The organism is Mycolicibacterium arenosum, from assembly GCF_024320865.1.
In the GTDB taxonomy this organism is placed as follows: Bacteria; Actinomycetota; Actinomycetes; order Mycobacteriales; family Mycobacteriaceae; genus Mycobacterium; species Mycobacterium arenosum.
Window position 1 is genome coordinate 306656 of record NZ_JANDBD010000004.1, and the last position, 23712, is coordinate 330367.

22 protein-coding genes and 1 pseudogene are annotated in these 23712 nt (G+C 70.0%); 4 read left to right on the top strand and 19 right to left on the bottom strand.

The window, feature by feature from the left end:
* Positions 1–20 precede the first annotated feature (20 nt).
* The gene (locus NM203_RS11565) at positions 21–563 is read left to right on the top strand and encodes a B-4DMT family transporter (RefSeq protein WP_255060060.1); all 543 of its coding nucleotides are present in this window, start codon (positions 21–23) and stop codon (positions 561–563) included.
* Here NM203_RS11565 and aroQ read toward each other — a convergent pair.
* The 11 genes from aroQ to NM203_RS11620 form a co-directional block, all read right to left on the bottom strand.
* Complete coding sequence (gene aroQ, locus NM203_RS11570) at positions 560–994, bottom strand: type II 3-dehydroquinate dehydratase (RefSeq protein ID WP_255060062.1); 435 nt, start codon at positions 992–994, stop codon at positions 560–562. The genes NM203_RS11565 and aroQ overlap by 4 nt on opposite strands.
* Positions 995–1002: 8 nt before the next feature.
* Positions 1003–2106, bottom strand: a complete 1104-nt coding sequence (aroB, locus tag NM203_RS11575; protein ID WP_255060063.1) for a 3-dehydroquinate synthase — start codon at positions 2104–2106, stop codon at positions 1003–1005.
* Complete coding sequence (locus NM203_RS11580; RefSeq protein ID WP_255060064.1) at positions 2099–2740, bottom strand: shikimate kinase; 642 nt, start codon at positions 2738–2740, stop codon at positions 2099–2101. The genes aroB and NM203_RS11580 overlap by 8 nt, the downstream gene beginning before the upstream one ends.
* Complete coding sequence (aroC, locus tag NM203_RS11585) at positions 2740–3945, bottom strand: chorismate synthase (RefSeq protein WP_255060066.1); 1206 nt, start codon at positions 3943–3945, stop codon at positions 2740–2742. Before aroC ends, NM203_RS11580 begins: the two co-directional genes overlap by 1 nt.
* Before the next feature lie 42 nt (positions 3946–3987).
* The gene (locus NM203_RS11590) at positions 3988–4479 is read right to left on the bottom strand and encodes a GNAT family N-acetyltransferase (RefSeq protein ID WP_255060068.1); all 492 of its coding nucleotides are present in this window, start codon (positions 4477–4479) and stop codon (positions 3988–3990) included.
* A 21-nt stretch (positions 4480–4500) separates the two neighbouring features.
* Positions 4501–4929 (bottom strand): prepilin peptidase, encoded by a 429-nt coding sequence (locus tag NM203_RS11595; protein WP_255060070.1) that lies wholly within the window; start codon positions 4927–4929, stop codon positions 4501–4503.
* 15 nt (positions 4930–4944) lie between these two features.
* On the bottom strand, positions 4945–5730 hold the full coding sequence (locus NM203_RS11600) for a shikimate dehydrogenase (RefSeq protein WP_255060409.1): 786 nt from the start codon (positions 5728–5730) through the stop codon (positions 4945–4947).
* A gap of 6 nt (positions 5731–5736) precedes the next feature.
* Positions 5737–6987, bottom strand: coding sequence for an endolytic transglycosylase MltG (gene mltG / locus NM203_RS11605; protein WP_255060071.1), 1251 nt, complete (start codon positions 6985–6987; stop codon positions 5737–5739).
* On the bottom strand, positions 6980–7495 hold the full coding sequence (ruvX, locus tag NM203_RS11610; RefSeq protein WP_255060072.1) for a Holliday junction resolvase RuvX: 516 nt from the start codon (positions 7493–7495) through the stop codon (positions 6980–6982). The genes mltG and ruvX overlap by 8 nt, the downstream gene beginning before the upstream one ends.
* A 6-nt stretch (positions 7496–7501) precedes the next feature.
* Positions 7502–10192, bottom strand: a complete 2691-nt coding sequence (gene alaS, locus NM203_RS11615) for an alanine--tRNA ligase (protein ID WP_255060073.1) — start codon at positions 10190–10192, stop codon at positions 7502–7504.
* A 69-nt stretch (positions 10193–10261) separates the two neighbouring features.
* Positions 10262–10663 (bottom strand): secondary thiamine-phosphate synthase enzyme YjbQ, encoded by a 402-nt coding sequence (locus NM203_RS11620; protein ID WP_255060074.1) that lies wholly within the window; start codon positions 10661–10663, stop codon positions 10262–10264.
* Between the two features lie 98 nt (positions 10664–10761).
* Here NM203_RS11620 and NM203_RS11625 point away from each other — a divergent pair, with 98 nt between their 5' ends.
* Positions 10762–11073, top strand: a complete 312-nt coding sequence (locus NM203_RS11625) for a GlsB/YeaQ/YmgE family stress response membrane protein (protein WP_255060075.1) — start codon at positions 10762–10764, stop codon at positions 11071–11073.
* A gap of 119 nt (positions 11074–11192) precedes the next feature.
* On the opposite strand, the gene NM203_RS11630 is transcribed toward NM203_RS11625, so the two are convergent.
* From NM203_RS11630 to NM203_RS11665, 8 genes are all read right to left on the bottom strand, one after another.
* A complete protein-coding gene (locus NM203_RS11630; RefSeq protein WP_255060076.1) occupies positions 11193–12527 on the bottom strand; it encodes a replication-associated recombination protein A in 1335 nt (444 codons plus the stop codon).
* Between the two features lie 30 nt (positions 12528–12557).
* On the bottom strand, positions 12558–13082 hold the full coding sequence (locus tag NM203_RS11635) for a TM2 domain-containing protein (RefSeq protein WP_255060077.1): 525 nt from the start codon (positions 13080–13082) through the stop codon (positions 12558–12560).
* Positions 13083–13154: 72 nt separating this feature from the next.
* Positions 13155–13997 carry a DUF3097 domain-containing protein gene (locus NM203_RS11640; RefSeq protein WP_255060078.1) on the bottom strand — a complete coding sequence of 281 codons (843 nt, stop codon included), beginning with the start codon at positions 13995–13997 and terminating at the stop codon, positions 13155–13157.
* 89 nt (positions 13998–14086) lie between these two features.
* Positions 14087–14395 carry a DUF4333 domain-containing protein gene (locus NM203_RS11645; protein WP_255060079.1) on the bottom strand — a complete coding sequence of 103 codons (309 nt, stop codon included), beginning with the start codon at positions 14393–14395 and terminating at the stop codon, positions 14087–14089.
* The gene (locus tag NM203_RS11650; RefSeq protein WP_255060080.1) at positions 14392–15417 is read right to left on the bottom strand and encodes a zinc-binding metallopeptidase family protein; all 1026 of its coding nucleotides are present in this window, start codon (positions 15415–15417) and stop codon (positions 14392–14394) included. Before NM203_RS11650 ends, NM203_RS11645 begins: the two co-directional genes overlap by 4 nt.
* Positions 15410–16312, bottom strand: coding sequence for a transglutaminase family protein (locus NM203_RS11655; protein ID WP_255060081.1), 903 nt, complete (start codon positions 16310–16312; stop codon positions 15410–15412). The genes NM203_RS11650 and NM203_RS11655 overlap by 8 nt, the downstream gene beginning before the upstream one ends.
* Positions 16309–18978, bottom strand: coding sequence for a circularly permuted type 2 ATP-grasp protein (locus NM203_RS11660; RefSeq protein ID WP_255060082.1), 2670 nt, complete (start codon positions 18976–18978; stop codon positions 16309–16311). The genes NM203_RS11655 and NM203_RS11660 overlap by 4 nt, the downstream gene beginning before the upstream one ends.
* Positions 18978–22322 carry a transglutaminase family protein gene (locus NM203_RS11665; protein ID WP_255060083.1) on the bottom strand — a complete coding sequence of 1115 codons (3345 nt, stop codon included), beginning with the start codon at positions 22320–22322 and terminating at the stop codon, positions 18978–18980. The genes NM203_RS11660 and NM203_RS11665 overlap by 1 nt, the downstream gene beginning before the upstream one ends.
* 181 nt (positions 22323–22503) lie before the next feature.
* Between NM203_RS11665 and NM203_RS11670 the strand changes: the two genes are divergently transcribed.
* Both NM203_RS11670 and NM203_RS11675 read left to right on the top strand, forming a co-directional pair.
* Positions 22504–23313: a DeoR/GlpR family DNA-binding transcription regulator gene (locus NM203_RS11670; RefSeq protein ID WP_255060410.1), complete on the top strand. Its 810-nt coding sequence runs from the start codon at positions 22504–22506 to the stop codon at positions 23311–23313.
* A pseudogene (locus NM203_RS11675) lies at positions 23310–23687 on the top strand (FGGY family carbohydrate kinase); the annotation flags it as partial. The gene NM203_RS11670 and the pseudogene NM203_RS11675, both read left to right, overlap by 4 nt.
* Positions 23688–23712 lie beyond the last annotated feature (25 nt).

Here is a 23712-nt window from a genome sequence, read left to right on the forward strand (position 1 = left end):
ACTCGCTAGGCTGTCCACCCATGAGTAAGTGGTTGCTGCGCGGACTGGTGTTCGCGGCGTTGATGGTCGTCGTCCGATTGCTTCAGGGCGCGCTGATCAACGCCTTCGACACGTGGGCGCTGACGATCAGCGCCACGCTCGTCGTCCTGTTCGCGATCGGTGCCCTGATCTGGGGCGTTTCCGACGGACGGGCGGACGCGACGGCCAACCCGGACCCCGACCGCCGCGGCGATCTGGCCATGACGTGGCTGCTGGCGGGCCTGTTCGCCGGCGTCGTGAGCGGCCTGGTGGCGTGGTTCATCTCACTGTTCTACGACAACCTGTACGCCGAGGCCGTCGTCAACGAGGTGACGACCTTCGCCGCGTTCACCGCCCTGGTGGTCTTCGTCGCCGCCATCGCGGGTGTCGCCCTCGGTCGCTACCTGGTGGACCGCAACGCGCCGCCGGTCGTGCGTCACAGCGCCGACGGCGAACGCGCCGACACCGACGTGTTCGCAGCGGTCAACCCCGACCACGACCCCAACGCGACCGCCACCGCGCCGGTGGCCACCGACCGGGCTTAGTCCGCCGCTGCGGCTGCGACGTACCGCAGCGCCAGCAGGTAGCCCTTCACGCCCAGACCGACGATCACGCCGGTCGCGACGCCGCTCAGGTACGAGTGGTGCCGGAACTCCTCGCGCTTGTGCACGTTCGAGATGTGCACCTCGATCAGCGGTGCCCGCAGTTCGGAGCACGCGTCGCGCAGCGCGATCGACGTGTGGGTGAACGCTCCCGCGTTCAGAATGACGGGCTCCCCCGCGTCGGCCGCGGCGTGAATCCAGTCGATCAGGTCGGCCTCGCTGTTCGACTGCCGCACCACGACGTCGACGCCCAACTCGCGCGCTTCCGCTTCGATGAGCGCCACCAGGTCGTCGTGCGTCGTCGTGCCGTAGACCTCCGGCTGCCGCTTACCGAGCCGGCCCAGGTTCGGCCCGTTGATCACGTTGATGGCCATCGGGCTCCTCAGTTCTCCACGCGCAACGGCAGGCGCTTGTCGGCGATCTCCGAGTAGGCGGCCACCAGCAGCGACGGGTCCGGCCCCTCGAGGCGTCCCGGCTTGCCGAGACCGTCGAGCACCACGAACCGCAGCACGCCGGATCGGGTCTTCTTGTCCCCCGCCATGTACTCGAGCAACTGCGGCAGCGCGTCGGCGTCGTAACCGACCGGCAGTCCCAGCGACGTGAGGATGGCGCGGTGGCGGTCGGCGGTCCCGTCGTCGAGGCGACCCGCCAGCCGACCCAGTTCGGCGGCGAACACCAGCCCGACGGACACGGCGGCGCCGTGGCGCCATCGGTACTGTTCGCGACGCTCGATGGCGTGCGCCAGCGTGTGCCCGTAGTTGAGGATCTCGCGCAGAGCGGATTCCTTCTCGTCGGCCGCGACCACCTCGGCCTTGACCGCGACCGATCGCCGGATGAGTTCGGGCAGAACAGGTCCCGTCGGGTCGAGCGCCGCTTCGGGATCGGCCTCGATCATGTCGAGGATCACCGGGTCGGCGATGAACCCCGCCTTCACGATCTCGGCCATGCCCGCGATGATCTCGGTACGCGGCAGCGTCTCCAGGGTGGCGAGGTCCACCAGCACCGCGAGCGGTTGGTGGAACGCCCCGACGAGGTTCTTGCCCGCGTCGGTGTTGATGCCGGTCTTGCCGCCGACCGCGGCGTCGACCATGCCCAGCAGGGTGGTCGGGACGTGCACGATGTCGACACCCCGCAGCCAGGTGGCGGCGGCGAAGCCCGCGACGTCGGTCGCCGCTCCGCCGCCCAGGCTCACGATCGCGTCGGTGCGTCCGATGCCGATGCGGCCGAGCACCTCCCAGATGAACCCGACGACGGGCAGTTCCTTGCCCGCTTCGGCGTCGGGGATCTCGATGCGATGCGCGTCGATCCCGTTGTCGCCCAGGCGACTTCGGATCGACTCGGCGGTCTGCGTGAGCGACGGCTGGTGCAGGATCGCGACCTTGTGGCGGCCTGTCAGCGTGCGCGTGAGGTCGTCGAGCAGACCCCGGCCGATGATGACGGGGTACGGCCGATCGACGAGGACGTCGACGGTTACGGGTTCAGTCATTGCGTGCTTCCGCTTTACGGGCCAGCGCCGCGGGACTCGGCGGCGCCTCTGTGGTCGGGGCCGGGTTGAGGACGGTCGGCAGCCGGCGCCAGGTGGGCCTGCGTCTGCGCGCGGGCTGCGACCGCGCGCACTCCGCCGCCTCGAGCTTTCCGACGATGTGCCGCACCACCGCTCCGGGGTTGCGCCGGTTGGTGTTGATCCGCATGGTCGCGACCTTGCGGTACAGCGGCACGCGTTCGGACATCAGCGCGCGGAACCTCTCACCGGGATCGCCACCGGCGAGCAGTGGCCTGCCACCACCGGAGGTCCGCCGAATACCTTCTGCGGCATTGATTTCCAGATAGATCACGGTGTGCCCGGCCAGGGCCTCGCGGACGGCGGGTGAGGTGATCGCGCCGCCGCCCAGCGACACGATGCCGGTGTGCTCGGCCAGCGCGGCCTTGACCACGTCGGCCTCGATCCGGCGGAACTCGGGCTCCCCCTCGACGAAGATCTCGGCGATGCTGCGGCCCGTGGTCTCGACGATCTTGGCGTCCGTGTCGAGCAGCGGGACGCCGAGCGTCTTGGCCAGCCGCCGACCGATCGTGGACTTGCCCGATCCGGGCATGCCCACCAGAACGGCCTTCGGCGCCATCAGCCCGTTGCCTCTGAGGTCTGCGCCGGCTCCCTGCTACGGATCGCGGCGAGGTAGGAGTCGACGTTGGCGCGAGTCTCGGTGAGCGAGTCGCCGCCGAACTTCTCGAGCGCGGCCCGCGCGAGCACGAGCGCCACCATCGTCTCGACGACCACACCCGCGGCGGGCACGGCGCACACGTCGGAGCGCTGGTGGATCGCGACGGCCTCGTCACCGGTGGCCATGTCGATGGTGGACAGCGCGCGCGGCACGGTCGAGATCGGCTTCATCGCGGCGCGCACCCGCACGGCCTGTCCGTTGGTCATCCCGCCCTCGAGGCCGCCCGCACGGTTCGTGGATCGCACGGCGCCGTCCGGGCCGGGGTAGATCTCGTCGTGCGCAACGCTGCCGCGACGGCGGGCGGTTTCGAAGCCGTCTCCGATCTCGACGCCCTTGATGGCCTGGATGCCCATGACGGCACCCGCGAGCTGGCTGTCGAGACGGCTGTCACCGCTGGTGAAGGACCCGAGCCCGATCGGCAGGCCGTCGGCGACCACCTCGACGACGCCGCCGAGCGTGTCGCCGTCCTTCTTGGCCGCCTCGATCTCGGTGATCATCGCGTCCTCGGCGGTCTTGTCGAACGCCCGCACCGGGCTGTCGTCGATCGCGTCGAGGTCCTCGGGGCGCGGCGGAGGCCCCTCGTACGGCTTCGACGCGCCGATGGAGATGACGTGGGACAGCACCTCGACGCCGAGCGCCTGGGTGAGGAACGCCCTGGCGATGGTGCCGGCCGCCACGCGGGCGGCGGTCTCGCGCGCGCTGGCGCGCTCCAGCACGGGCCGGGCGTCGTCGAAGCCGTACTTGAGCATGCCCGCGTAGTCCGCGTGGCCGGGTCGGGGCCTGGTCAGCGGCGCGTTACGCGCGACATCCAGGTCGGACTCGTCGACCGGGTCGGAGGCCATCACGGTCTCCCACTTGGGCCACTCGGTGTTGCCGATCTGGACGGCGATGGGCCCGCCGAGCGTGATGCCGTGCCGGACCCCGGCCAGGATCGTCACCTCGTCGGCCTCGAACTTCATCCGGGCGCCACGACCGTAGCCGAGCCTGCGTCGCTTCAGCTGCTCGGCGATGTCCTCCGACGTGATGCGGACACCCGCGACCATGCCCTCGACGACGGCCACCAGAGCCCGGCCGTGGGATTCACCAGCAGTTGTCCATCGCAACACGCGTCCCATCTTCCCATGAGGTCATCGGTGCGACCGAATCCGTCAGGCACTCCACTGCATCAGGACGGTGTCGATCCAGCGGTCGTGTTTGTAGCCGACGCGTTCCAGCCGTCCGGCGTCCCGGAATCCGAACCTGCGGTGCAACCGCACCGACGCCTCGTCACCCGAGTCGGCGATCACCGCGATCACCTGCCGCACTCCGACGGCCCGGCTCATGTCGAGCAGCGCCGGAAGCAGTTCGGCCCCGCATCCCGTGCCGACGGCCGACGGCGCCACGTACACCGAGTCCTCGACGGTCGCCCGGTACGCGGGCCGCGCCTTCCACGGTGCGCAGTACGCGTAGCCGGCCACCGCGCCGTCGCGTTCGGTGACCACGAACGGCAGCCGCGCCGCGGCGATGGCCGCGTGCCGGCGCTGCCACTCGTCGCGATCGGGGACGTCGAGTTCGAACGTCGCCACGCTGGTGGCGACGTAGTGGGCGTAGATGTCGGCGATCGCGGGCAGATCGTCGACGGAGGCGGGGCGCACGGTCATCGTGGTGCCACGGTAAAGCCATCACCACGCCGCCGCGATGGCTAGCGACGCCGATACGCACATCGACGGACCGTGCGGCACGGGGTCGGACCGGCCCCGTGCGAGCGCCGCCACCGCCAGGAGACCGGTCAGCAGCGGAGCGCCCACGGCCGCGAGCATCCAGACGTCCACGCCGAACGCCCCCGTCAGCCCGCCCAGTCCCGGCGCCAGCTTGACGTCGCCCGCGCCCAGGCCCGCCGGTGCCGCGAGGTGAACGAGCAGGTACACGGCGAGCAGCGCCGCGGCACCCGCCAGCGCAGGCCACCCGCGTCCCGCGACCGCCGCGCCGCACAGTACGGCGACGGCACCGGGAACCGTCAGAGCGTTGGGCAGCCGACGATGCCGAATGTCGAAGGCGCACAAGGCGGTGAACCACGCCACCACCCCCACCGCGAGCAACCCCGCCGCCATGGGTGAAGGCTAGCGTCAGCCGAGGGCGGCCCTCATCACCTCTTCGGGGGCCGGCATTCCGGTGAACAGCTCGACCTGGGCGTACGCCTGGTTCAGCAGCATCTGCAGGCCGCTGACGACCCGGCCGCCCGACGCCTCGACCGCCTGCGCCAGCGGGGTCGGCCACGGGTCGTAGATCGCATCGAGCAGCAGCGGCGTTCCCGCGAGGGTGGCGGTGTGGTCCGCGGCCGCAGCGGCCGGGATCGTGCTGACGACCGCATCGACGGCGCCGAGGGGCCCGCCCAGCTCGATGAACTCGGCGCGCAGCCCGCACTTCCGCGCCAACGCCAGCAGCGGTGCCGCCCGCTCGGAGCTGCGCGCCGTAACGGCCAGTTCGGCGACCCCGAGTTCGGCCAGCGCGACCACCGCGGCGGGAGCGGTGCCGCCCGATCCGACGACCACCGCTCGCGCGCCGGGCCCGACCGCCGTGCCCAGCGCACCGGCGACCCCGTCGACGTCGGTGTTGTCGGCCAGCCAGCCGGTGTCGGTGCGCACCAGCGTGTTCGCCGTCCCGACCAGTCCGGCGCGATCGGTGCGCTGTTCGGCGAACTGCAGCGCGGCGAGCTTGCCCGGCATGGTCACCGACACGCCCACCCACTCGGGGCCGAAACCGCTTACCACCGAAGGCAGTTGGGCCGCGGTGCACTCGATGCGGTCATAGGTCCAGTCGGACAGCCCGAGAGCGCGGTAGGCGGCCAGGTGCAGCTGAGGTGACCGGGAGTGGGCGATCGGTGACCCGAGCACTCCGGCACGACGCACCAGCGGCTCCTACCGAGCGCTGTCGAGCACGCCGTTGCGCATGGCCACGTCGATGTTCGCCAGATGCTGCTGGTAGTCGCGGGTGAACAGCGTGGTGCCCTGCAGATCGACCGTGACGAAGTACAGCCAGTCCCCCGGCTCCGGGGTCTCCGCGGCGACCAGCGCCGGCTGGCCGGGCGAGCAGATCGGCGTGACCGGAAGGCCTTCTCGGACATAGGTGTTCCACGGAGTGTCGCGGCCGCGGTCGGCGTCGGTGGTCGCGACCTCCTGCCGGTCGAGCGAGTAGTTCACCGTCGAGTCGAACTCGAGCCTGCGGTGGTCGGGTGCGACGAGCCGGTTGTAGATCACCCGAGCCACCTTCGCGAAGTCCTGCGGCTTGGATTCGCGCTGCACCAACGACGCCACGACCAGGATCTGGTACGGCGACATGTTGCCCGCCTGCCCCGCCTGCAACAGTCCGTTCGCCTCGTACTGTGCCGCGCTGGCACCGATCAGACTCTTGAGGACGTCCTGCGGCGACGACGACGGGTCGACGTTCCACGTGCCGGGCGCGATGAGCCCCTCGATGCGCCGGTGATCGGTGCCCATCACCTTGATCGGGTTGACGGCCCACTGCGGGATCGCCAACGCCGCGGCGTCTGCGGTCCCCGCGACCTCCTTGAGCTGGTCGGCGTCGACGCACTGCTGGGCGCCGTCGAGGTCGACGCACGTCGCCTTCGAGATCAGCGTGAAGATCCCGTCGGTGACGGCATTGGTCTTCACGTCGGCGATGTCGTCCAGCTGACGACCCTCGGGGATCACCAGACGGCCGACGCGATTCTCCGGATCGACAAGGCGCTCAACGGCATCCGCACCGGAGATCTGGGTACGCACCTTGTAGAAGCCGGGCTGGATGGCCGAGATGGCGGCGTTTCCCGAGGCGGCGCCGACGAACGCGGTGGTCGTGGCGACGACGTCCTGATCCTTCAGCGTCTGACCGATCGCGGTCGTCGAGTCGCCGCCGCGCACCTCGATCACGACGTCCTTCAGCCCCTCGCCCGCGTAGTCGCTCTCGGTGCCGAACAGGCCGTGCCAGAGTCGGGAGCCGAGGAACACCGCTCCGACGACCACCACGATGAGCACCGTCAGCGCCAGCACGCTGCCGAAGCGCCTGCGCTTCCTGTTCCGCTTGGCCCTGCCGCGTTCGGCGCGGCTCATGCTCCGCCGCGGTCGGCCGACCGCTTCCGGCCTGCTGCGCTCGGTGCTCCAGTCGTCAGCCATCCGCCGCTCCGCTGCGCTCGGTGAGCGCGACGCGCCGTTGGTCGAGCCAGCTCTGCAGGATGCCGACGGCGGCAACCTGATCGATCATGGCCTTCTGTCCCTTCGCCTTGACCCCCGCCTCGCGCAGCGAACGCTGCGCGGTGACGGTCGTCAGTCGTTCGTCTGCCATGCGCACGGGCACCGGTGCGATGCGTGCGGCGAGTGCATCGGCCACCGCGATCGCGTCGAGCGCCGATGACCCGGTCCGGTCGGCGAGCGTACGCGGCAGGCCCACGACGACCTCGACCACGTCCAGTTCGTCGACGAGCGCGGCCAGTCGCCGTACGTGCCCACCCGCAGCGCTCCTGCGATCGCGCTGCACGGTTTCGACCGGCGTCGCGAGAATCCCGTCGGGGTCGCAGGTGGCCACGCCGACCCGCACGGTCCCCACGTCGACCCCGAGCCGTCGTCCGCGCCCGGGGTCGTCACCGCCGGGTCGGTCCGGCGAGCGGGATTCAGCTGAGGGCACGTCCAGTCAGCTCCGCGCAACCTCGGCGTGCAGTGCGGCGAGCGCGGCGTCGATTCCCGACGCCCCGCTTCCCGAGCCCTGGGCCAGGTCGGCTTTGCCACCGCCGCGTCCGTTGACGGGCGCCCCGAGGACCTTGACCAGATCGTTGGCGGACAGCCCGAGGTCCTGCGCGGCCGGATTGACCGCGACGACGAACGGCACCGCGCCGCCGTCCCCCTCGGCGATCAGTGCGACCACGCCCGGCTCCGAGCCGAGCTTGCCGCGGATGTCGCCGACCAGGCTGCGAAGATCGCCAGCCGAGACGCCGCCGGCCATTCGCTGTGCCACCAGACGCACCTTACCGACCAACTCGGCGCCCGCGGCCGCGTTCGCCGCCGCCGCCCGCGCGTTGGAGAGTCGGACGCGGTCGAGTTCCTTCTCCGCGGCGCGCAACCTGTCGACGAGGTTGGCGACCCTCGCGGGGACCTCGTCGGACGGCACCTTCAGCGACGACGCCAGACCTGCCATCAGCGCCCGTTCCTTGGCGAGGTGGCGGAACGAGTCGAGCCCGACGTAGGCCTCGACACGGCGCACCCCCGACCCCACCGACGCTTCGCCGAGCACCGTCACGGGACCGATCTGCGCCGAGTTGTGCACGTGGGTTCCGCCGCACAGTTCGAGCGAGAACGGACCGCCGATCTCGACGACGCGAACCTCGTCGGGATACGCCTCACCGAACAGCGCCATCGCGCCCATGGCCTTGGCCTTGTCGAGCTTGGTGTGGAAGGTGTTCACCGCGAAGTCGGCTTCCACCGCCTCGTTGGCGACGACCTCTATCTCGCTGCGCTGTTCTTCGGACAGCGCGCCCTGCCAGTTGAAGTCGAAGCGCAGGTAGCCCGGCCGGTTCAGCGACCCCGCCTGAACGGCGTTGGGGCCCAGCACCTGTCGCAGCGCCGCGTGCACCATGTGCGTGCCGGAGTGGCCCTGGGTCGCGCCGCGCCGCCACTTCGGGTCGACGGCGGCGGTGACCGTGTCGCCCTCGACGAACTCGCCCGACTCGACGGTGACGCGGTGCACGAACAGTGTCTTGGCGACCTTCTGCACGTCGGTGACCGCGGCTCGCGCCGTCTCGCTGGAACCGGTGCCCGCGATGGTGCCGATGTCGGCGATCTGACCGCCGGACTCGGCGTACAGCGGGGTGCGGTCGAGCACCAACTCGATGCGGTCGGCCGCTTCCCCGTCATGGGACACCACCGGAACCCGGCGACCGTCAACGAAGATGCCGAGAATCGTTGCCTCGGAGGTGAGTTCGTCGAAGCCGGTGAACTCCGTCGGCCCCGCGTCGACCAGCTCGCGGTAGGCGGTGAGGTCGGCGTGCGCGTGCTTGCGCGCAGCGGCGTCGGCCTTGGCGCGCTGCCGCTGCTCGGCCATCAGTCCGCGGAAGCCCTCCTCGTCGACGGACAGATCGGCTTCGGCGGCCATCTCGAGGGTCAGGTCGATCGGGAACCCGTAGGTGTCGTGCAGCGTGAACGCGTCGGTGCCCGACAGCACGCTGGCGCCCGCCGCCTTGGTGGCGCGGGCGGCGTCGTCGAACAGGCGGGAGCCCGACTGCAGCGTGCGGTTGAACGCCGTCTCCTCGGCGACCGCGATGCGCTGGATGCGCTCGAAGTCGGTGACCAGTTCGGGATACGACGGTCCCATCGCGTCGCGCACCGTCACCATGAGGTCGGCCATGATCGCGTCGTCGACCCCGAGCAGCTTGGCGGCGCGGATGATTCGGCGCAGCAGCCGGCGCAGCACGTAGCCGCGCCCCTCGTTGCCGGGGCTGACGCCGTCGCCGATGATGATCGCCGCGGTGCGACTGTGATCGGCGATGATGCGGTATCGCACGTCGTCCTGGTGGTAACCCGCGCCGTAGGGTCGCGGCGCACGGGCCGACACCAGATCGATGACGGGGCGCAGCAGGTCGGTCTCGTAGACGTTGTCGACGTCCTGCAGCAGGCAGGCCACCCGCTCGATGCCCATTCCGGTGTCGATGTTCTTGCGCGGCAGCGGGCCGAGGATCTCGAAGTCCTCCTTCGACGTCCCCTGACCGCGCTCGTTCTGCATGAACACGAGATTCCAGATCTCGATGTAGCGGTCCTCGTTGGCCTCGGGCCCGCCCTCGACACCGTACTGCGGTCCGCGGTCGTAGTAGATCTCCGATGACGGACCGCAGGGCCCCGGAATCCCCATCGACCAGTAGTTGTCGGCCATGCCGCGGCGCTGAATCCGCTCGAGCGGCAGTCCCGCGACCTCCTGCCAGTAGCCGATGGCCTCGTCGTCGTCGAGATACACGGTGGCCCAGAGCTTCTCCGGATCGAAGCCGTAGCCGCGCTGATTCTGCGGATTGGTCAGCAGGGTCCACGCCAGCTCGATGGCGCCCTTCTTGAAGTAGTCGCCGAACGAGAAGTTGCCGGCCATCTGGAAGAACGTGTTGTGCCGGGTCGTGATGCCGACCTCGTCGATGTCGGGTGTGCGAATGCACTTCTGGACGCTCGTCGCCCTGTCCCACGGCGGGGTCCGCTGCCCGAGGAAGTAGGGCACGAACTGAACCATGCCCGCGTTGACGAACAACAGGTTCGGATCGTCGAGGATCACCGATGCGCTCGGCACCTCGGCGTGACCCGCGTTCACGAAGTGATCGAGGAAGCGCTTCCTGATCTCGTGTGTCTGCACGTGCTGGTGTCCTTCATGGGAGGGAGTTCTCGACCGCATTACAGTACCGGTCTGCCCTTCCCCGCCAGTTCAGGCGTCTAGGAAGCTCAGCCGCACCGACCGGCGCGGGTTGTCGCGATTGAGGTCGACGAGCACGACGCTCTGCCAGGTCCCCAGCAGCGGGGTGCCGGACTGCACGGGTATCGACACCGACGGCGACACGATGGCGGGCAGCACGTGGTCCGCGCCGTGACCGGGCGAGCCGTGCGCGTGCCGGTAGCGATCATCCCGCGGCAGCAGACGTTCGAGGGTCTCGACGAGATCCGCGTCGGACCCCGCACCGGTCTCGAAGATCGCGATTCCCGCGGTCGCGTGGGGCACGAACACATGGCACAGCCCGTCGCCGCGACCCGCGCAGAACTCGCGGACCTCGTCGGTCAGGTCCACGGTCCGGCGCCGGGCGGTGTCGACGTCCATCAACTCGGTATCCACCCCGGCGAGGTTACGTCGCGTTACGAGATTGACGCCGGTGTTTATTTCCGACCCCCGGGAGGTACTGCTCTTACACCACCCCACACCTGGAGGAACCAATGACCATCACCGGCATCTTCACGGCCATCCTCATCGGCATCGTCGTCGGCGTTCTCGGCCGTCTTCTCGTACCCGGCAAGCAGCCCATCGGCATGCTGATCACGATCCTGGTGGGCATCGTCTCGGCGTTCCTCGGAACCGCGCTCGCGCGGGCCATCGGCCTCCCCACCGCCACGGGCGGAATCGACTGGCTGGAACTCCTGGTCCAGGTCGTCGTCGCCGCCCTCGGCGTCGCCCTGGTCTCCGCCCTGATGGGTGGTCGTCGCCGCACCGGTGTCATGGGACGCCGCCGCTCGGGACTGCTTCGCTAGGCACACCCCCCACGGCGCGGCGGGCTCTACTCCCCCCTTGGACCCGCCGCGTCAGCGCTGCCGCTGGAATCCGCTCCGGACTCCAGCGGCAGTGTTGTCTGCGCGATCAGTGAACGTCGTCATCGGCGCGTTCTCCTGATGATCGCCCTGAGCTTGTCGACGCGCCCGCCGATGTCGCGCTCGGCGCCGTGCCCGGTCGGCCGGTAGTAGTCCACGCCCACCAGCTCATCCGGTGGATACTGTTGCGACACAACGCCATCGACGTTGTCGTGTGGATACGAGTAGCCCTGCGCGTTTCCCAGCGCAGCCGCACCCGAGTAGTGCCCGTCGCGCAGATGGGGCGGCACCATGCCCGCCTTGCCTGCTTTGATGTCACCCATCGCGGCCGACAGCGCCGTGGTGACGCTGTTCGACTTCGGAGCGGTCGCCAGGTGAACGGTGGCGTGCGCCAACGTCAACTGCGCCTCGGGCATGCCGATCAGCGCGACGGTCTGAGCTGCGGCCACCGCAATCGGCAGAGCGGTCGGATCGGCCATGCCGATGTCCTCGCTGGCGAGGATCATCAACCTGCGCGCCAGGAATCGCGGGTCCTCCCCCGCGGTCAGCATGCGCGCGAGGTAGTGCAGGGCGGCGTCGACGTCGGAACCGCGCACCGACTTGATGAACGCGCTGATGACGTCGTAGTGCTGATCGCCGTCGCGGTCGTACCGGACGGCGGCCTTGTCGAGCGATTGCTCGATGGTCTCCACCGTGATGGCCTCGCCCACCTCGCTGGCGACCTCGAGCGCCGTCAGGGCCCGCCGGGCGTCGCCCGCCGCCAGCGACACCAGCAGGTCCACCGCGTCGGGATCCACCTCGACGGCGCCACCGAGCCCGCGCGGGTCGTCGATCGCCCGCTCGACCACCGACCGCACGGCGTCGGAGTTCAACGGCTGCAACTGCAGGATGAGCGAGCGCGACAGCAGCGGGGCGACAACCGAGAACGACGGGTTCTCCGTCGTCGCGGCGACCAGAAGCACGATGCGGTTCTCCACGGCCGCGAGCAGCGCGTCCTGCTGGGTCTTGGAGAACCTGTGCACCTCGTCGATGAACAGCACCGTCTGCCTGCCGCGCAGCAGCGCGATCCGGGCCTCCTCGACGACCGCGCGCACCTCCTTGACGCCGGCGGTCAGCGCGGACAGCGCCTCGAACCGCCGCCCGGTCGCGCCCGAGATCAGCGACGCGAGCGTGGTCTTGCCGGTGCCGGGTGGGCCGTACAGGATGACCGACGCGGCGCCGGACCCGTCGACGAGCCTGCGCAGTGGGCTGCCGGGACGCAGCAGGTGATCCTGGCCGACGACCTCGTCGAGGGTCGCCGGGCGCATCCGGACGGCGAGCGGCGACGACGCGGACACGGCGCCACCCGGTGCGCGCGGCTCGTCATCGCCTGCGAGGTCGAACAGCCCGTCGGACACGCTTCAGGCTTACCACGCGGCAGCCGCGGCTCAGTCGCGCAGCGCGCGGCCCTGAGCGTCGGGCACCTTGTCGGTGAGGATGAGGATCCCGTCGATCAGCCCCCAGATGGAACCGAGGCCGCAGGTCACCAGCGTCACCACTATCTGCAGCACGCCGATCGTGCTGTAGCCGAGGTAGAACCGGCCGATACCGAAACCGCCGAGGAACAGCTGCAGCAGACCGGCGGTCAGCTTGCTCTTGTCCGACAGCGGCCTGCCGTACGGGTCGACCCCGAAGGGTGCGCCCGGCTGCGGGTACGGGTTGTTGCCGTACGGCTGAGGCGCCCCGTAGCCAGGTGCCGGCGGCGGAAACGCGCCGGGCGGCGGCATTCCGTAGTCCGGCTGCGGCGCACCGTAGGTGGGCGGCGCGCCGTAGCTCGGCGGTGCGCCGTAGTTGGGCGGCGGAGCGCTGTTGTGGGGGTCGAAGTGCTGCGGCGGCGGTGCGTACGCGTCGTCGGCCGGTTTCGTGAAGTCGATCGGCGGCTGTTCGGAACCCGAGGGCTGAGGCTCAGTCATGCCAGGGATGGTCGTCTATCGGATGGGGTCACGTCCACCCCGACGTGCCGGTGAACGCGAATTCACAGGTTTTCAGCCCGCGGGCGCGGTGACGAAGTCGATGAGTTCCTCGACCCGGCCGATCAGGTCGGGCTCCAGGTCGGTCCAGTCCTCGACTGCCGACTTGATGCGCCGCCACGCCGTCGCGATGTCGGCCTGATCGGCGTGCGGCCAGCCCAGCGCGTCACAGACGCCGTGCTTCCAGTCGACCCCGCGAGGGACGACCGGCCACGCGGACATCCCCAGCCGGTCCGGTTTCACCGCCTGCCAGATGTCGATGAACGGGTGCCCGACGACGAGGGTGTGCGCGCCGCCGGGTCCGCGCGCCACGGCGTCGGCGATCCTCGCCTCCTTGGATCCGGGGACGAGGTGATCGACCAGGACGCCGAGTCTGCGCTCGGCATCGGGCCGGAAGTCGGCGACCACGTCGACGAGATCGTCCACGCCACCGAGGTATTCGACGACCAAGCCCTCGATCCGCAGATCGTCACCCCAGACGCGCTCGACCAGTTCGGCGTCGTGCCGCCCTTCGACGTAGATCCGGCTGGAGAGCGCCACCCTGGCTCGCTGGTCCCGCACGGCCACCGAACCCGACGCGGTCCTGGTCTTGGCGACCGGCGCCGCCGACCGGGGCGCGGTGAGGATGACCGGCTTGCCGTCGATGAGGTAGCCCGGACCCACCGGGAAGGGACGCCGATGGCCCCGGCGGTCCTCGAGTTCCATGCGCCCGTACTCGACGCGCACGACCGCGCCCACGTAACCGGTCTGCGCGTCCTCCACCACCAGGCCGATCTCGACGGGCCGCTCGGTGGACCGCGGACGGGTCACGCCGTGCGGGTTTCGGGCCAGGATGTCGGAACCGTAGCGATCACTCACACCGGCGAGCCTAGGAACGCCCGCGCGCGCGACCGGGCGGCGCGCCGAACCCGTGATCGATCAGTGACCGAGCCGGCGGACGGGTGCGCTCACCTGCCGACGGGCCCGGCGTTGATCTCGAACAGGACCTGATCGCCCTCGACCTTCTGGATCCTCATGTGCGCGACGTAATCGCCGCCGCGACCGGTGAACTGGCAGTCGAACTCCACTCCGACCTCGGCCTCGATGTTGTCCGGGCAGTGCACGTCGGCGACGTCGAGCTCGTAGTCGTTCTGTTCGGAGATGATGTCGACGATCGCCTGCGCGGCGTCCTCGGGCCGGACCATGTAGGTCGTGCTGCACGCGCTGAGGCCGACCACCGCGGCCAGCCCGAGGACGATGCAGCGCGACGCGATCACGCGAGGTCGTCGATCACCGTGTGGATGAACCGCATCTTGTCGAGCACCGGCGCCGGCAGGACGAACGGATACAGGTCCTCCTTGCCCATCGACCGGTTCTCCATGTTCAGCGCCCACGCCAGTGGCAACCACATCTCGATGATGGTGTCGAAGCCGCTCGGCCCCAGCATCCGGCGATCGAAGGTCGCACTCGCGGGCGCGAATCCGAAGGCGGCCGACGTGTCCAGCGTGTCGCGGATGTGCAGGTAGTGCGCGAATGTCTCGGCCCAGTCCTCCGCAGGGTGCATCGTCGCGTAGGACGACACGAAGGTCTTCTCCCAGCCAGCCGGCGCTCCCTCGCCGTAGTGCCGGTCGAGCGCCTCCTGGTAGTCCAGGTTCGGATCCCCGAACAACTCGGTGAAGCGCTGCGTGTGGTCCTGCGACGGGCCGATCAGGCGATAGAAGTAGTAGTGCCCGATCTCGTGGCGGAAGTGGCCGAGCAGGGTGCGGTACGGCTCGGCCATCGAGACGCGGAGTTGTTCGCGGTGGACGTCGTCGCCCTCGGCGAGGTCGAGCGTGATGACGCCGTCGGCGTGGCCGGTGAACACCTTCTCCAGCTGGCTCGACAGCAGGTCGAAGGCCAGCCCGTACCGCGGGTCCTCGTCCCTGCCGATGATCGGCAGCTTCAGCTCGCTCAGCTCGACGATGAGCCTGCGCTTCGCCCGCTCAGCCGCGGCGAAGGCGGCCATCGCCTTCGGGTCGGCGTCGTTCGGACGGGTCCGGGTCAGTGCGCACGACGCGCACAGCTGAACCACGGGACCCGTCTTCTCGACGAGCCAATTGCACTTGGCGGCATGCAGATTCGCGCAGAGCCGGTACTGACTCTCGTCGACGGCGCCCGCGTGCTCGCTCTCGGGTCCCGGCGCGATGACGAGCAGCGCCATGTCGTCGAGGGAGAAACCCAGCCTGCTGCGGCAGGACAGGCACACGGAGTTCTCGAAAGCCAACCGCTGTCCGCAGTTGGGACAGGTGAAGTCACGCACGCAGGACACTCCCGTCGAACGGCGCCACGTCGACGGACACGTCGATCTTGCTGCTCTTCGAGTCGGTGTAGATGATTCCGCGCAGCGGCGGTACGTCGGCGTAGTCACGCCCGAAACCGACGACCACGTAGCGCTCGTCGACCATCTGATCGTTGGTCGGATCGAGTCCGAGCCAGTGGTTCTCACGCGTCCACACGGACGCCCAGGCATGGGTGGCATCGATGCCGACCATTCGTTCCCTTCCAGGAGGTGGATCTGTGGCCAGATACCCCGAGACGTAGCTCGCGGCGAGGCCGTTAGCCCGCAGACAGGCGATGGCCAGGCGAGCGAAGTCCTGACATACCCCCTCGCCTGCGGCCAAAACCTCGGCGACGCGGGTGGACACGGTCGTCGATCCCGAACGGTAGGTGAAGTCGGAGTTGATGCGCGCGTTCAGGTCTCTCAGCACCTCGATCAGCGGCCGGCCCGGCTCGAAACTCGGTGCGGCGTAGTCGCGTACCCCGTCGGTGATCTCACCGGCCCGCAGGTCGAGCACGAACTCGTAGGCCAGCGCGCCGTCCGGCCCGACGGGACGGGCGATCTCCCACGGGGCGAGCGCCGACCCCGACGAGTAGCGCGCCGCGGGCGGCGCGTGGACCTCGACGATCGAGTGGCTGGTGACGACCAGTTCGCGGTGCCGTTCAGTCACGTGGAAGTACGAGCTGATGTTGCCGTAGCCGTCCCGGCTGGTCGAGCTGTCGGCGGCCTCGGGGGCGATGATCAGCTCGTGCGACAGGCAGCGCTGCCGCGCCGAGTCGCGCGGCGTCAGGAAGCCGCGCCCGTACGAGCTCGTCACGTCGTCGGAGTACTCGTAACGGGTGCGGTGCGTGATCTCGTAGCTGCGGGCCGCTGTCACGGCACCACCCTTCGCTCGTCCGGACCCCACAGCGGCTGCATGCCGCCCGGCAGCGACAGCTGGGTGCTGGTGATCAGGCGCGACAGCTCCCGCAGGTCGGAGTGCATTCCGGTGAGCAGTTCCGCGAACTCCACCCTGGTGCCGTCGGTGACCACCTCGAGGTCGTCCGGGTCGACTCTGCGCAGTCGCGCCGCGATCTCGTCGACGAGGCGCTCCGGCCGCGACGATCCCGACGACCCCGGCAGCGCCTTGAGCCCGGCGCGAAGCCGCTCGAACTGGTAGGTCAGCGAGCGCGGGTTCTCCGCGTCGAAGAGCACCAGATCGGCCAGCGCCGCGACGCTGACCTTGCCCAGCGTCCGTCGCCGGTAGATGACCGACGACTCGCAGGCCACCAGCACGGACTCCGTGATCGTCTGCTCCGCACCGGGACTGCGCACGGTCGTCATCGTGGCCCGTAGCAGCGCTGTCAGCCAGACGCCCCGTTCGATCCGCTTGCCGATGTCCATCATGGTCCAGCCGACATCCTGAACCATCGACTCCGCCGCCACCCCGGACAGAGCCAGCATGCCGGCCAGCGTCTGGCTGTGCGCGGCGGACAGGTAGGCCTCGCCCTCGGCCTGCGACTCCGGCGGCACCCCGCGCGGATGCAGCACCGCGCGCTCGACGGATGCGAGCACCATCCACGTGTCGTTCGACATCTGGTCGCGGACGGCACGCGCCGCGAGGCCGAGGCGTTCCACCGACTGCGCCAGGGCACCGGGTCGGTGCCGGTCAGCGGTCAGCGACCACAGCGTGGTGGGCGCGATGGCCACCATCTCGGCGTCGTCACCGTCGGCCCCGGTATCGGAGCCGGTGATCCGGCCGATCGCGCTCAACAGCACCGGCACGCACTCGCTGCCGGGAAGCTCACGCCGGTACCGGAATTCGTGATAGCGCTCACGCGTCACGTTCAGCAGACGCGCCGTGCTCTCCGCGCGTTCGGCGTAGCGGCCGAGCCAGAACAGATCCGACAGCACACGCGGCGAACTGACCGCGCGGGTGGGGCTCGGCGTCATCGGCGCGGGCAGCGGGGTGCCCGGATCCGCGACCGGGGTCGGCGTGGCCGTCACCCTGGCGGGCGTTCGCACCCAGATGTCCTTGGCGGCGATGGTGTTCATCCGATGCGCGGCGGCACCGGAGGCCACCACGTAGCCGAGGCCGCCGATCATCGGCGCGTAGCCGCCTCGTTGCGCAACGGTGAACAACCGCATGCCGACGTTGCCGGCCGACAGGCCTTCCGGACGGAAATCCGTTGGTGCCGAGGAGAACTCGGGCACTTCCTGGCCGATCCACTGTTCCGGGTCGGCGGAGATCCTGGCCGCCATCTCGTCGCGGCCCGCCGCACTCAGGGTGGGCCCGACGACGGGATCACCTCCCGTGATGGGCCTGATCAGCAGGGTGCCGAGATGCGCGAGCAGGTGCGAGCGTTCGACGTCGATGCCGCCCCAGTAGGTCTGCGCCGTCTGCAGGGCGGGCTGCTCGTCCAGCAGCAAGCCGGCGAGTTCGGGCAGGAAGCGCATCAGCCCGGCGCTCTCCAGGACGCCGCTGCCGAGCGTGTTGACGACCGTCACCGCGCCGCGGCGCAGCACCTCGACCAGGCCGACGACGCCGAGCCTGGAGTCCTTCCGGAGATCCAGCGGATCGGCGTAGTCCGCGTCGACGCGGCGCAGCACGACGTCCACCCGCTTCAGCGTGCCCAGCGACCGCATCCAGAGCTTGCCGTCCCGCACCACCAGGTCGGCGCTCTCGACCAGCGGAAAGCCGAGTACCCCTGCGAGGTAGGCCTGGTCGAACGCCGTCTCGGAGAGGATGCCGGGGCTGAGCACCACGACGACGGGCTCCTCGGCGGACTCCGGTGCCGCGTCGATGAGGGCCAGCCGCAGGGCCTGCGCCCACGGCGACGCGGGCCGTGGGCCGATCCGCTCGTACAGGTCGGGGATCGAGTGGGCGATGACGCGCCGATCCGCTAGCGCGTAACCGGCTCCCGACGGCGCCTGCGTCCAGTCCGCGTTGACCAGGAACTCGCCCGCGGCGTTGCGGCTCACGTCGCAGCCGTGCATGAACAGCTGGTGGCGGCCGGGCACCTCGATGCCGCGGACCGCGCGCAGATAACCGGGGTGCGCGAACAGCAGGCGCGCAGGCAGTACGCCGCTGGTGATCGACCGCTGCTCGCCGTACAGATCGGCCAGCACGGCGTCGAGCAGCCGCGAGCGCTGGACGAGACCGGACTCCAGCACGTCCCAGTCGGTCGCGGACACCACCAGCGGCAGGGCGTCGAGATGCCACGGGCCCGGCGCCGCCGTGCCGTCACCATCGGTGACGGCGTCACCGTGCCGGTCGACCTGAACGTAGGTGATGCCGTCGTTGTCGACGAGGCTCCGCACCACAGCGCGCAACCGCTCCAGGCCGGCCAGACCCCGATCGCCCACGCATTCGGCGAGTTCCTGCCAGGCGGGCCGGACGTTGCCCGCCGGGTCGACGAACTCGTCGTAGCCGGAGCCGGTGCCGCCGCGCACGTCGAACAGCGCCACCTGGGCACGGGTCCTGCGGTACAGGGACAACACGTTGTCGGCGTCGGGACCGACGGCGGCGGGAATCGGCTCGGAGCCGCTTGCGCGAAGCACCATCAACGCAGAACGGTACGCACCCGGCGAAGATCCAGGATCCCCGGCGCGCCCACATCGGTGGACTGGCGCGCCTGCTTCTCCCGGACGTCGGACATGTCGACCTTGCCGGGGGTGAATCCGGTGGCCTCGAAGCGCCGTCCCCGGCGGGACTCGGCCTCCACGGCGTTCACCGGAGGCGTGTCGTAGGACCGCCCGCCCGGATGCGCGACGTGGTAGGTGCACCCGCCCCGCGACATGCCGGTGCCGGTCTCGATCAACTCGAACCGCAGCGGCCCGTCGACGGTGATCGTCGGGTGCAGCGCGCTGGGCGGCTGCCAGGCGCGGAACCGCACCCCGCCGACCTGGACGTCTGGGTTGTCGGTCGCGAGCAGCGGGATCGGGTGGCCGTTGGCCGTCACCACGTAGCGGTGCCGGTCGGCGCCGATGAGCCGCACCTGGATGCGTTCCACCGACGAGTCGACGTACCGTGCGGTGCCGCCCGCCGTCGACTCCTCCCCCAGCACGTTCCACGGCTCGATCGCGCCGCGCAGTTCGACCTCGACCCCGTCGAAGACGGCGGTGCCGATGCGCGGGAAGCGGAACTCCGTGAAGGGATCCAGCCAGCTGGTGTCGAAGTTGACCCCGTGCGCACGGAGGTCCGCCGCGACATCGGCGATGTCGTGAATCAGGAAGTGCGGCAACAGGTATCGGCCATGGAGGTTGGCTCCGTGCCGAATCAGCGGCGCCTTGTACGGCTCCTCCCAGAACCACGCGACCAGGGCGCGGACGAGCAGCGACTGCACCATGGCCATCTGCGGGTGCGGCGGCATCTCGAAACCGCGCAACTCCAGCAGGCCGAGGCGGCCGCGAGCGCTGTCGGGGCTGTACAGCTTGTCGATGCAGAACTCGGCGCGGTGGGTGTTGCCGGTGATGTCGGTGAGCAGGTGACGCAGGGCGCGGTCGACGATCCACGGAGCGGAGCTTGCGGAGCGACCGTGATCCGGCTTGGCATCGCCGGGGCCGCTCGTCAGCCGGTCGATCTCGGCGAAGGCGATCTCGAGTTCGTACAGCGCATCTGAACGCCCCTCGTCGGCGCGCGGCGCTTGCGACGTGGTGCCGATGAACCTGCCCGCGAACAGATACGACAGCGAGGGGTGGCGCTGCCAGTAGGTCAGCATCGAGACCAGCAGATCCGGCCTGCGCAGCATCGGCGACTCGGCGGGCGTCGAGCCGCCGAGCGTGATGTGGTTGCCACCACCGGTGCCACCGTGGGTGCCGTCGACGTCGAACGACTCGGTCGACAGCCGGGACAGCCGGGCCTGCTCGTAGAGCGTCTCGAGTTGTGCGCGCTGTTCGGCGAAGCTCGCCGTGGGCGCCACGTTGACCTCGATGACGCCGGGGTCGGGGGTGACCGACATCGTCGTCAGACGCGGATCCGGTGGTGGGCCGTAGCCCTCCACCACCAGCGGCGTGCCGATGCGGGCGGCGGCCGCCTCGATGCGTGCGACGAGGTCGGTGAAGTGGTCGAGTTCCTCGGTGGGCGGCAGGAACACGTACAGGATCCCGTCGCGCACCTCGGCGACCATCGCCGTCGTCGGCACCCCGTCGGCGCCCTCGACGGGCGCCGTGTCGTCCTCGGCAGCCTCAGCCAGCGCTCCGCGAGCGGCCAGCGGGTCGGCCTCCCCGGTCGGTCGCGGGGGCTGCCAGCTGATCGAGTCCAGCGGTAGCCGCAGCCCCGCCGGCGAATCGCCCTCGACCAGCACGATGCGGCCCCGGCGAAGACTCCAGTCGGCGCTGGCCCACCCGTCGCCTTCCTCGCGACGATGCAGCGGAAGCACGTGGGCGGTCGGTGCGACGACGGGATCGTCGAGACGGGCGAGCAGGTCCCGCCGCGGATCGGCGGCGTCGGTTTCCAGATCGTCATCGGCCGACACGGGCTCACCCGCGGGCTCGCGCGACAGCCGGGCCAACCGGGCCAGCGGGTCCTCGAAGGCCGGTCGCACCTGGCTCACGGGTAGCCGCAGCCCCGCGGCGATCTCGGTCAGCAGGCGGGCCCCGGAGTCGGCCGGGACGTCCGCCATGCCCGGCGGCCCCCACGGATCGGCGATCAGTGTTGCGTCATTCCACAGCGGCTGCCCGTCGGTGCGCCAGTAGATCCCGATCTGCCAGCGCGGCAACGGCTCTCCCGGATACCACTTGCCCTGGCTGCGCTGTACCAGACCGTGCGGCGCCCACTGGGCCTTGAGGCGGGCGGTCAGATCGGACGCCCGCTGCCGCTTGAGCGGGCCGTCGGCGTCGGTCGTCCACTCGGGGTCGGTCTGGTTGTCGATCGACACGAACGTCGGCTCGCCGCCCATCGTCAGCCGGACGTCACCGGCGGCCAACCGGTCGTCGATCCGTTCGCCGAGCGCGCAGATCGCGTCCCACGCCACATCGGTGTAGGGCAGCGTGACGCGGGGATCCTCGTGAACCCTGGTGACGATGTTGGTGAAGTCCAGGGTGGTTTCACACGGCTCGGTGGCGCCGGTGATGGGCGCGGCCGATTCCGGGTGCGGTGTCGCCGACAGCGGGATGTGCCCCTCGCCCGCGAAGAGGCCCGACGTCGGGTCCATCCCGATCCATCCGGCGCCGGGAATGTAGACCTCGGTCCACGCGTGCAGGTCGGTGAAGTCGGCGGCGGGGCCCGACGGGCCGTCGAGCGCCTCGACGTCGGAGGTCAGTTGCACCAGGTAACCGGAGACGAAGCGCGCGGCCAGGCCCATCTGACGCAGGATCGACACCAGTAGCCAGGCCGAGTCGCGACACGAGCCGATCCCGGTGCGCAGCGTGTGGTCCGGGGTCTGCACCCCTGGTTCCATCCGCACGCTGTAGCCGACGTCGCCGTTTATCGCCCTGTTGAGCGCCACCAGGAAGTCGATGGTCCGGGTGCCCGCCGGGATGGTGAAGTTCTTGACCCACGCCTGTGCGAGCTCACCGGGGCCGGAGCCCGCGCCGCTCTCGTCGACCGGGCGCAGGTAGGGCTTCAGGTCCTCGAGCAGTGCCCTCGGGTACTCGAAGGGGACGGTTTCGGCGGAGTCCTCGATGAAGAAGTCGAACGGATTGATCACCTTGAGATCGGCGATGAGGCCGACGGTGATGGTCAGACTGCGGGTGCGCGACGGGAAGACGAGACGCGCCATGAAGTTCCCGAACGCGTCCTGCTGCCAGTTGACGAAGTGGTCGGCCGGCTCCACCTGCAACGAGTACGCCTCGATCGGGGTGCGCGAGTGCGGCGCCGGTCGAAGCCGCACGACATGCGGAAACACCTCCACCAGTCGGTCGAACGTGTAGCTGGTGCGGTGCTCCAGCGCCACCTTGATGCCCATACGGCGATCCCACCACACGTGGCGCGCCAACGCAGGCTGCGTCGACCGCGACGGGGGACGTGTCGATAAATGTGGGCACTCAACAGTGATCTGTTATAGATTCACACCACATCAGCATCTGGTTCGGCATTACGCCAGGAAAGAAAGCCTCTTCTGTGAAATTTCCACAGGATCGACGACTCTGAACGTGGACGCCAAGACCCGCCGCGATCGCATCGAGCGGCGCATCCGGACCGAACTCGAGGTCGGTTACGCCGAGTTGGCCGCCGACTTCGACGTCTCCGAGATGACGATCCGTCGCGACGTGGAGGCGCTGGAGACGCTGGGTGTGGTGCGCAGGGTGGTCGGTGGCGCCATCGCCACCAAGGGCCTGAAGGGTCCCGACACCGAGCCGTCGTTCGCCACCAGGGTGGCCGATGCTGCCGAGGAGAAGCGACACATCGCCGACGTCGTCGCCGACCTGCTGGGGCGCAACGAGACGGTGATCCTCGATTCCGGCAGCACCGCACTGGCGGTCGCGCAGTCCCTCAGGGGCCGGGGCCTCGGCCTCACCGTCGTGACACCGAGCCTGCTGGTGGCACTCGAGCTGGTCGACGAACCCGAGACCACCGTCGTGCTCACCGGCGGCGAACTGCGTCCCGGCGAGCTGAGCCTCATCGGCCCCACCACCGAGGACACGCTCTCCCACTACAACTGCGACACCTACGTGATGGGCGTGGCGGGCATCGACGGCGACCGCGGCATCTCGGACTACCACCAGGCCGAGAGCCGGGTGAAGCACGCCGCGAGCAAACGGGCCGACCGGGTGATCGTCGCGGCCGACAAGAGCAAGCTCGGCCGGGTCACGTTCGTGAGCATCGCCGCGCTCGCCGAGATCGACCTGATCGTCACCGACGGCCCGGTCGACCACCCGAGCCTGGTGGCCGCGCGCGGTGCCGGAGTCGACGTCGTCTGCGTGGCGCAGAACTCCGATCGGGCCGAGTCGCGATGAGCACGCTGACCATCGGGGTGGACATCGGCACCACCGGGACGAAGACGGTGCTGCTCGACCCCGACCGGGGCGTCATCGCCACAGCGAGCCGCGAGACCGCACTGCACTCGCCGGGTCCGGGCTTCGCCGAGGCGGACACCGGCCAGTGGCACACCGGACTGGTCGAGTCGGTTCGCGAGGTGCTCGCCACCGCCGACGTCGGTGCGGCGGACGTCGGCGCCGTCGCGACCTCGGGCATGGTGCCGGCGGTGGTCGCGGTCGATCGAAGCGGAAAGCCGTTGCGCCGCGCCATCCTTCAGAACGACGCCAGGGCGGGCTCCGAGGTCGCCGACCTCGCGGCGAAGATGTCCGATGTCGATCTCGTCGCGCTGACCGGTTCGGCGCTGACCCAGCAGTCGG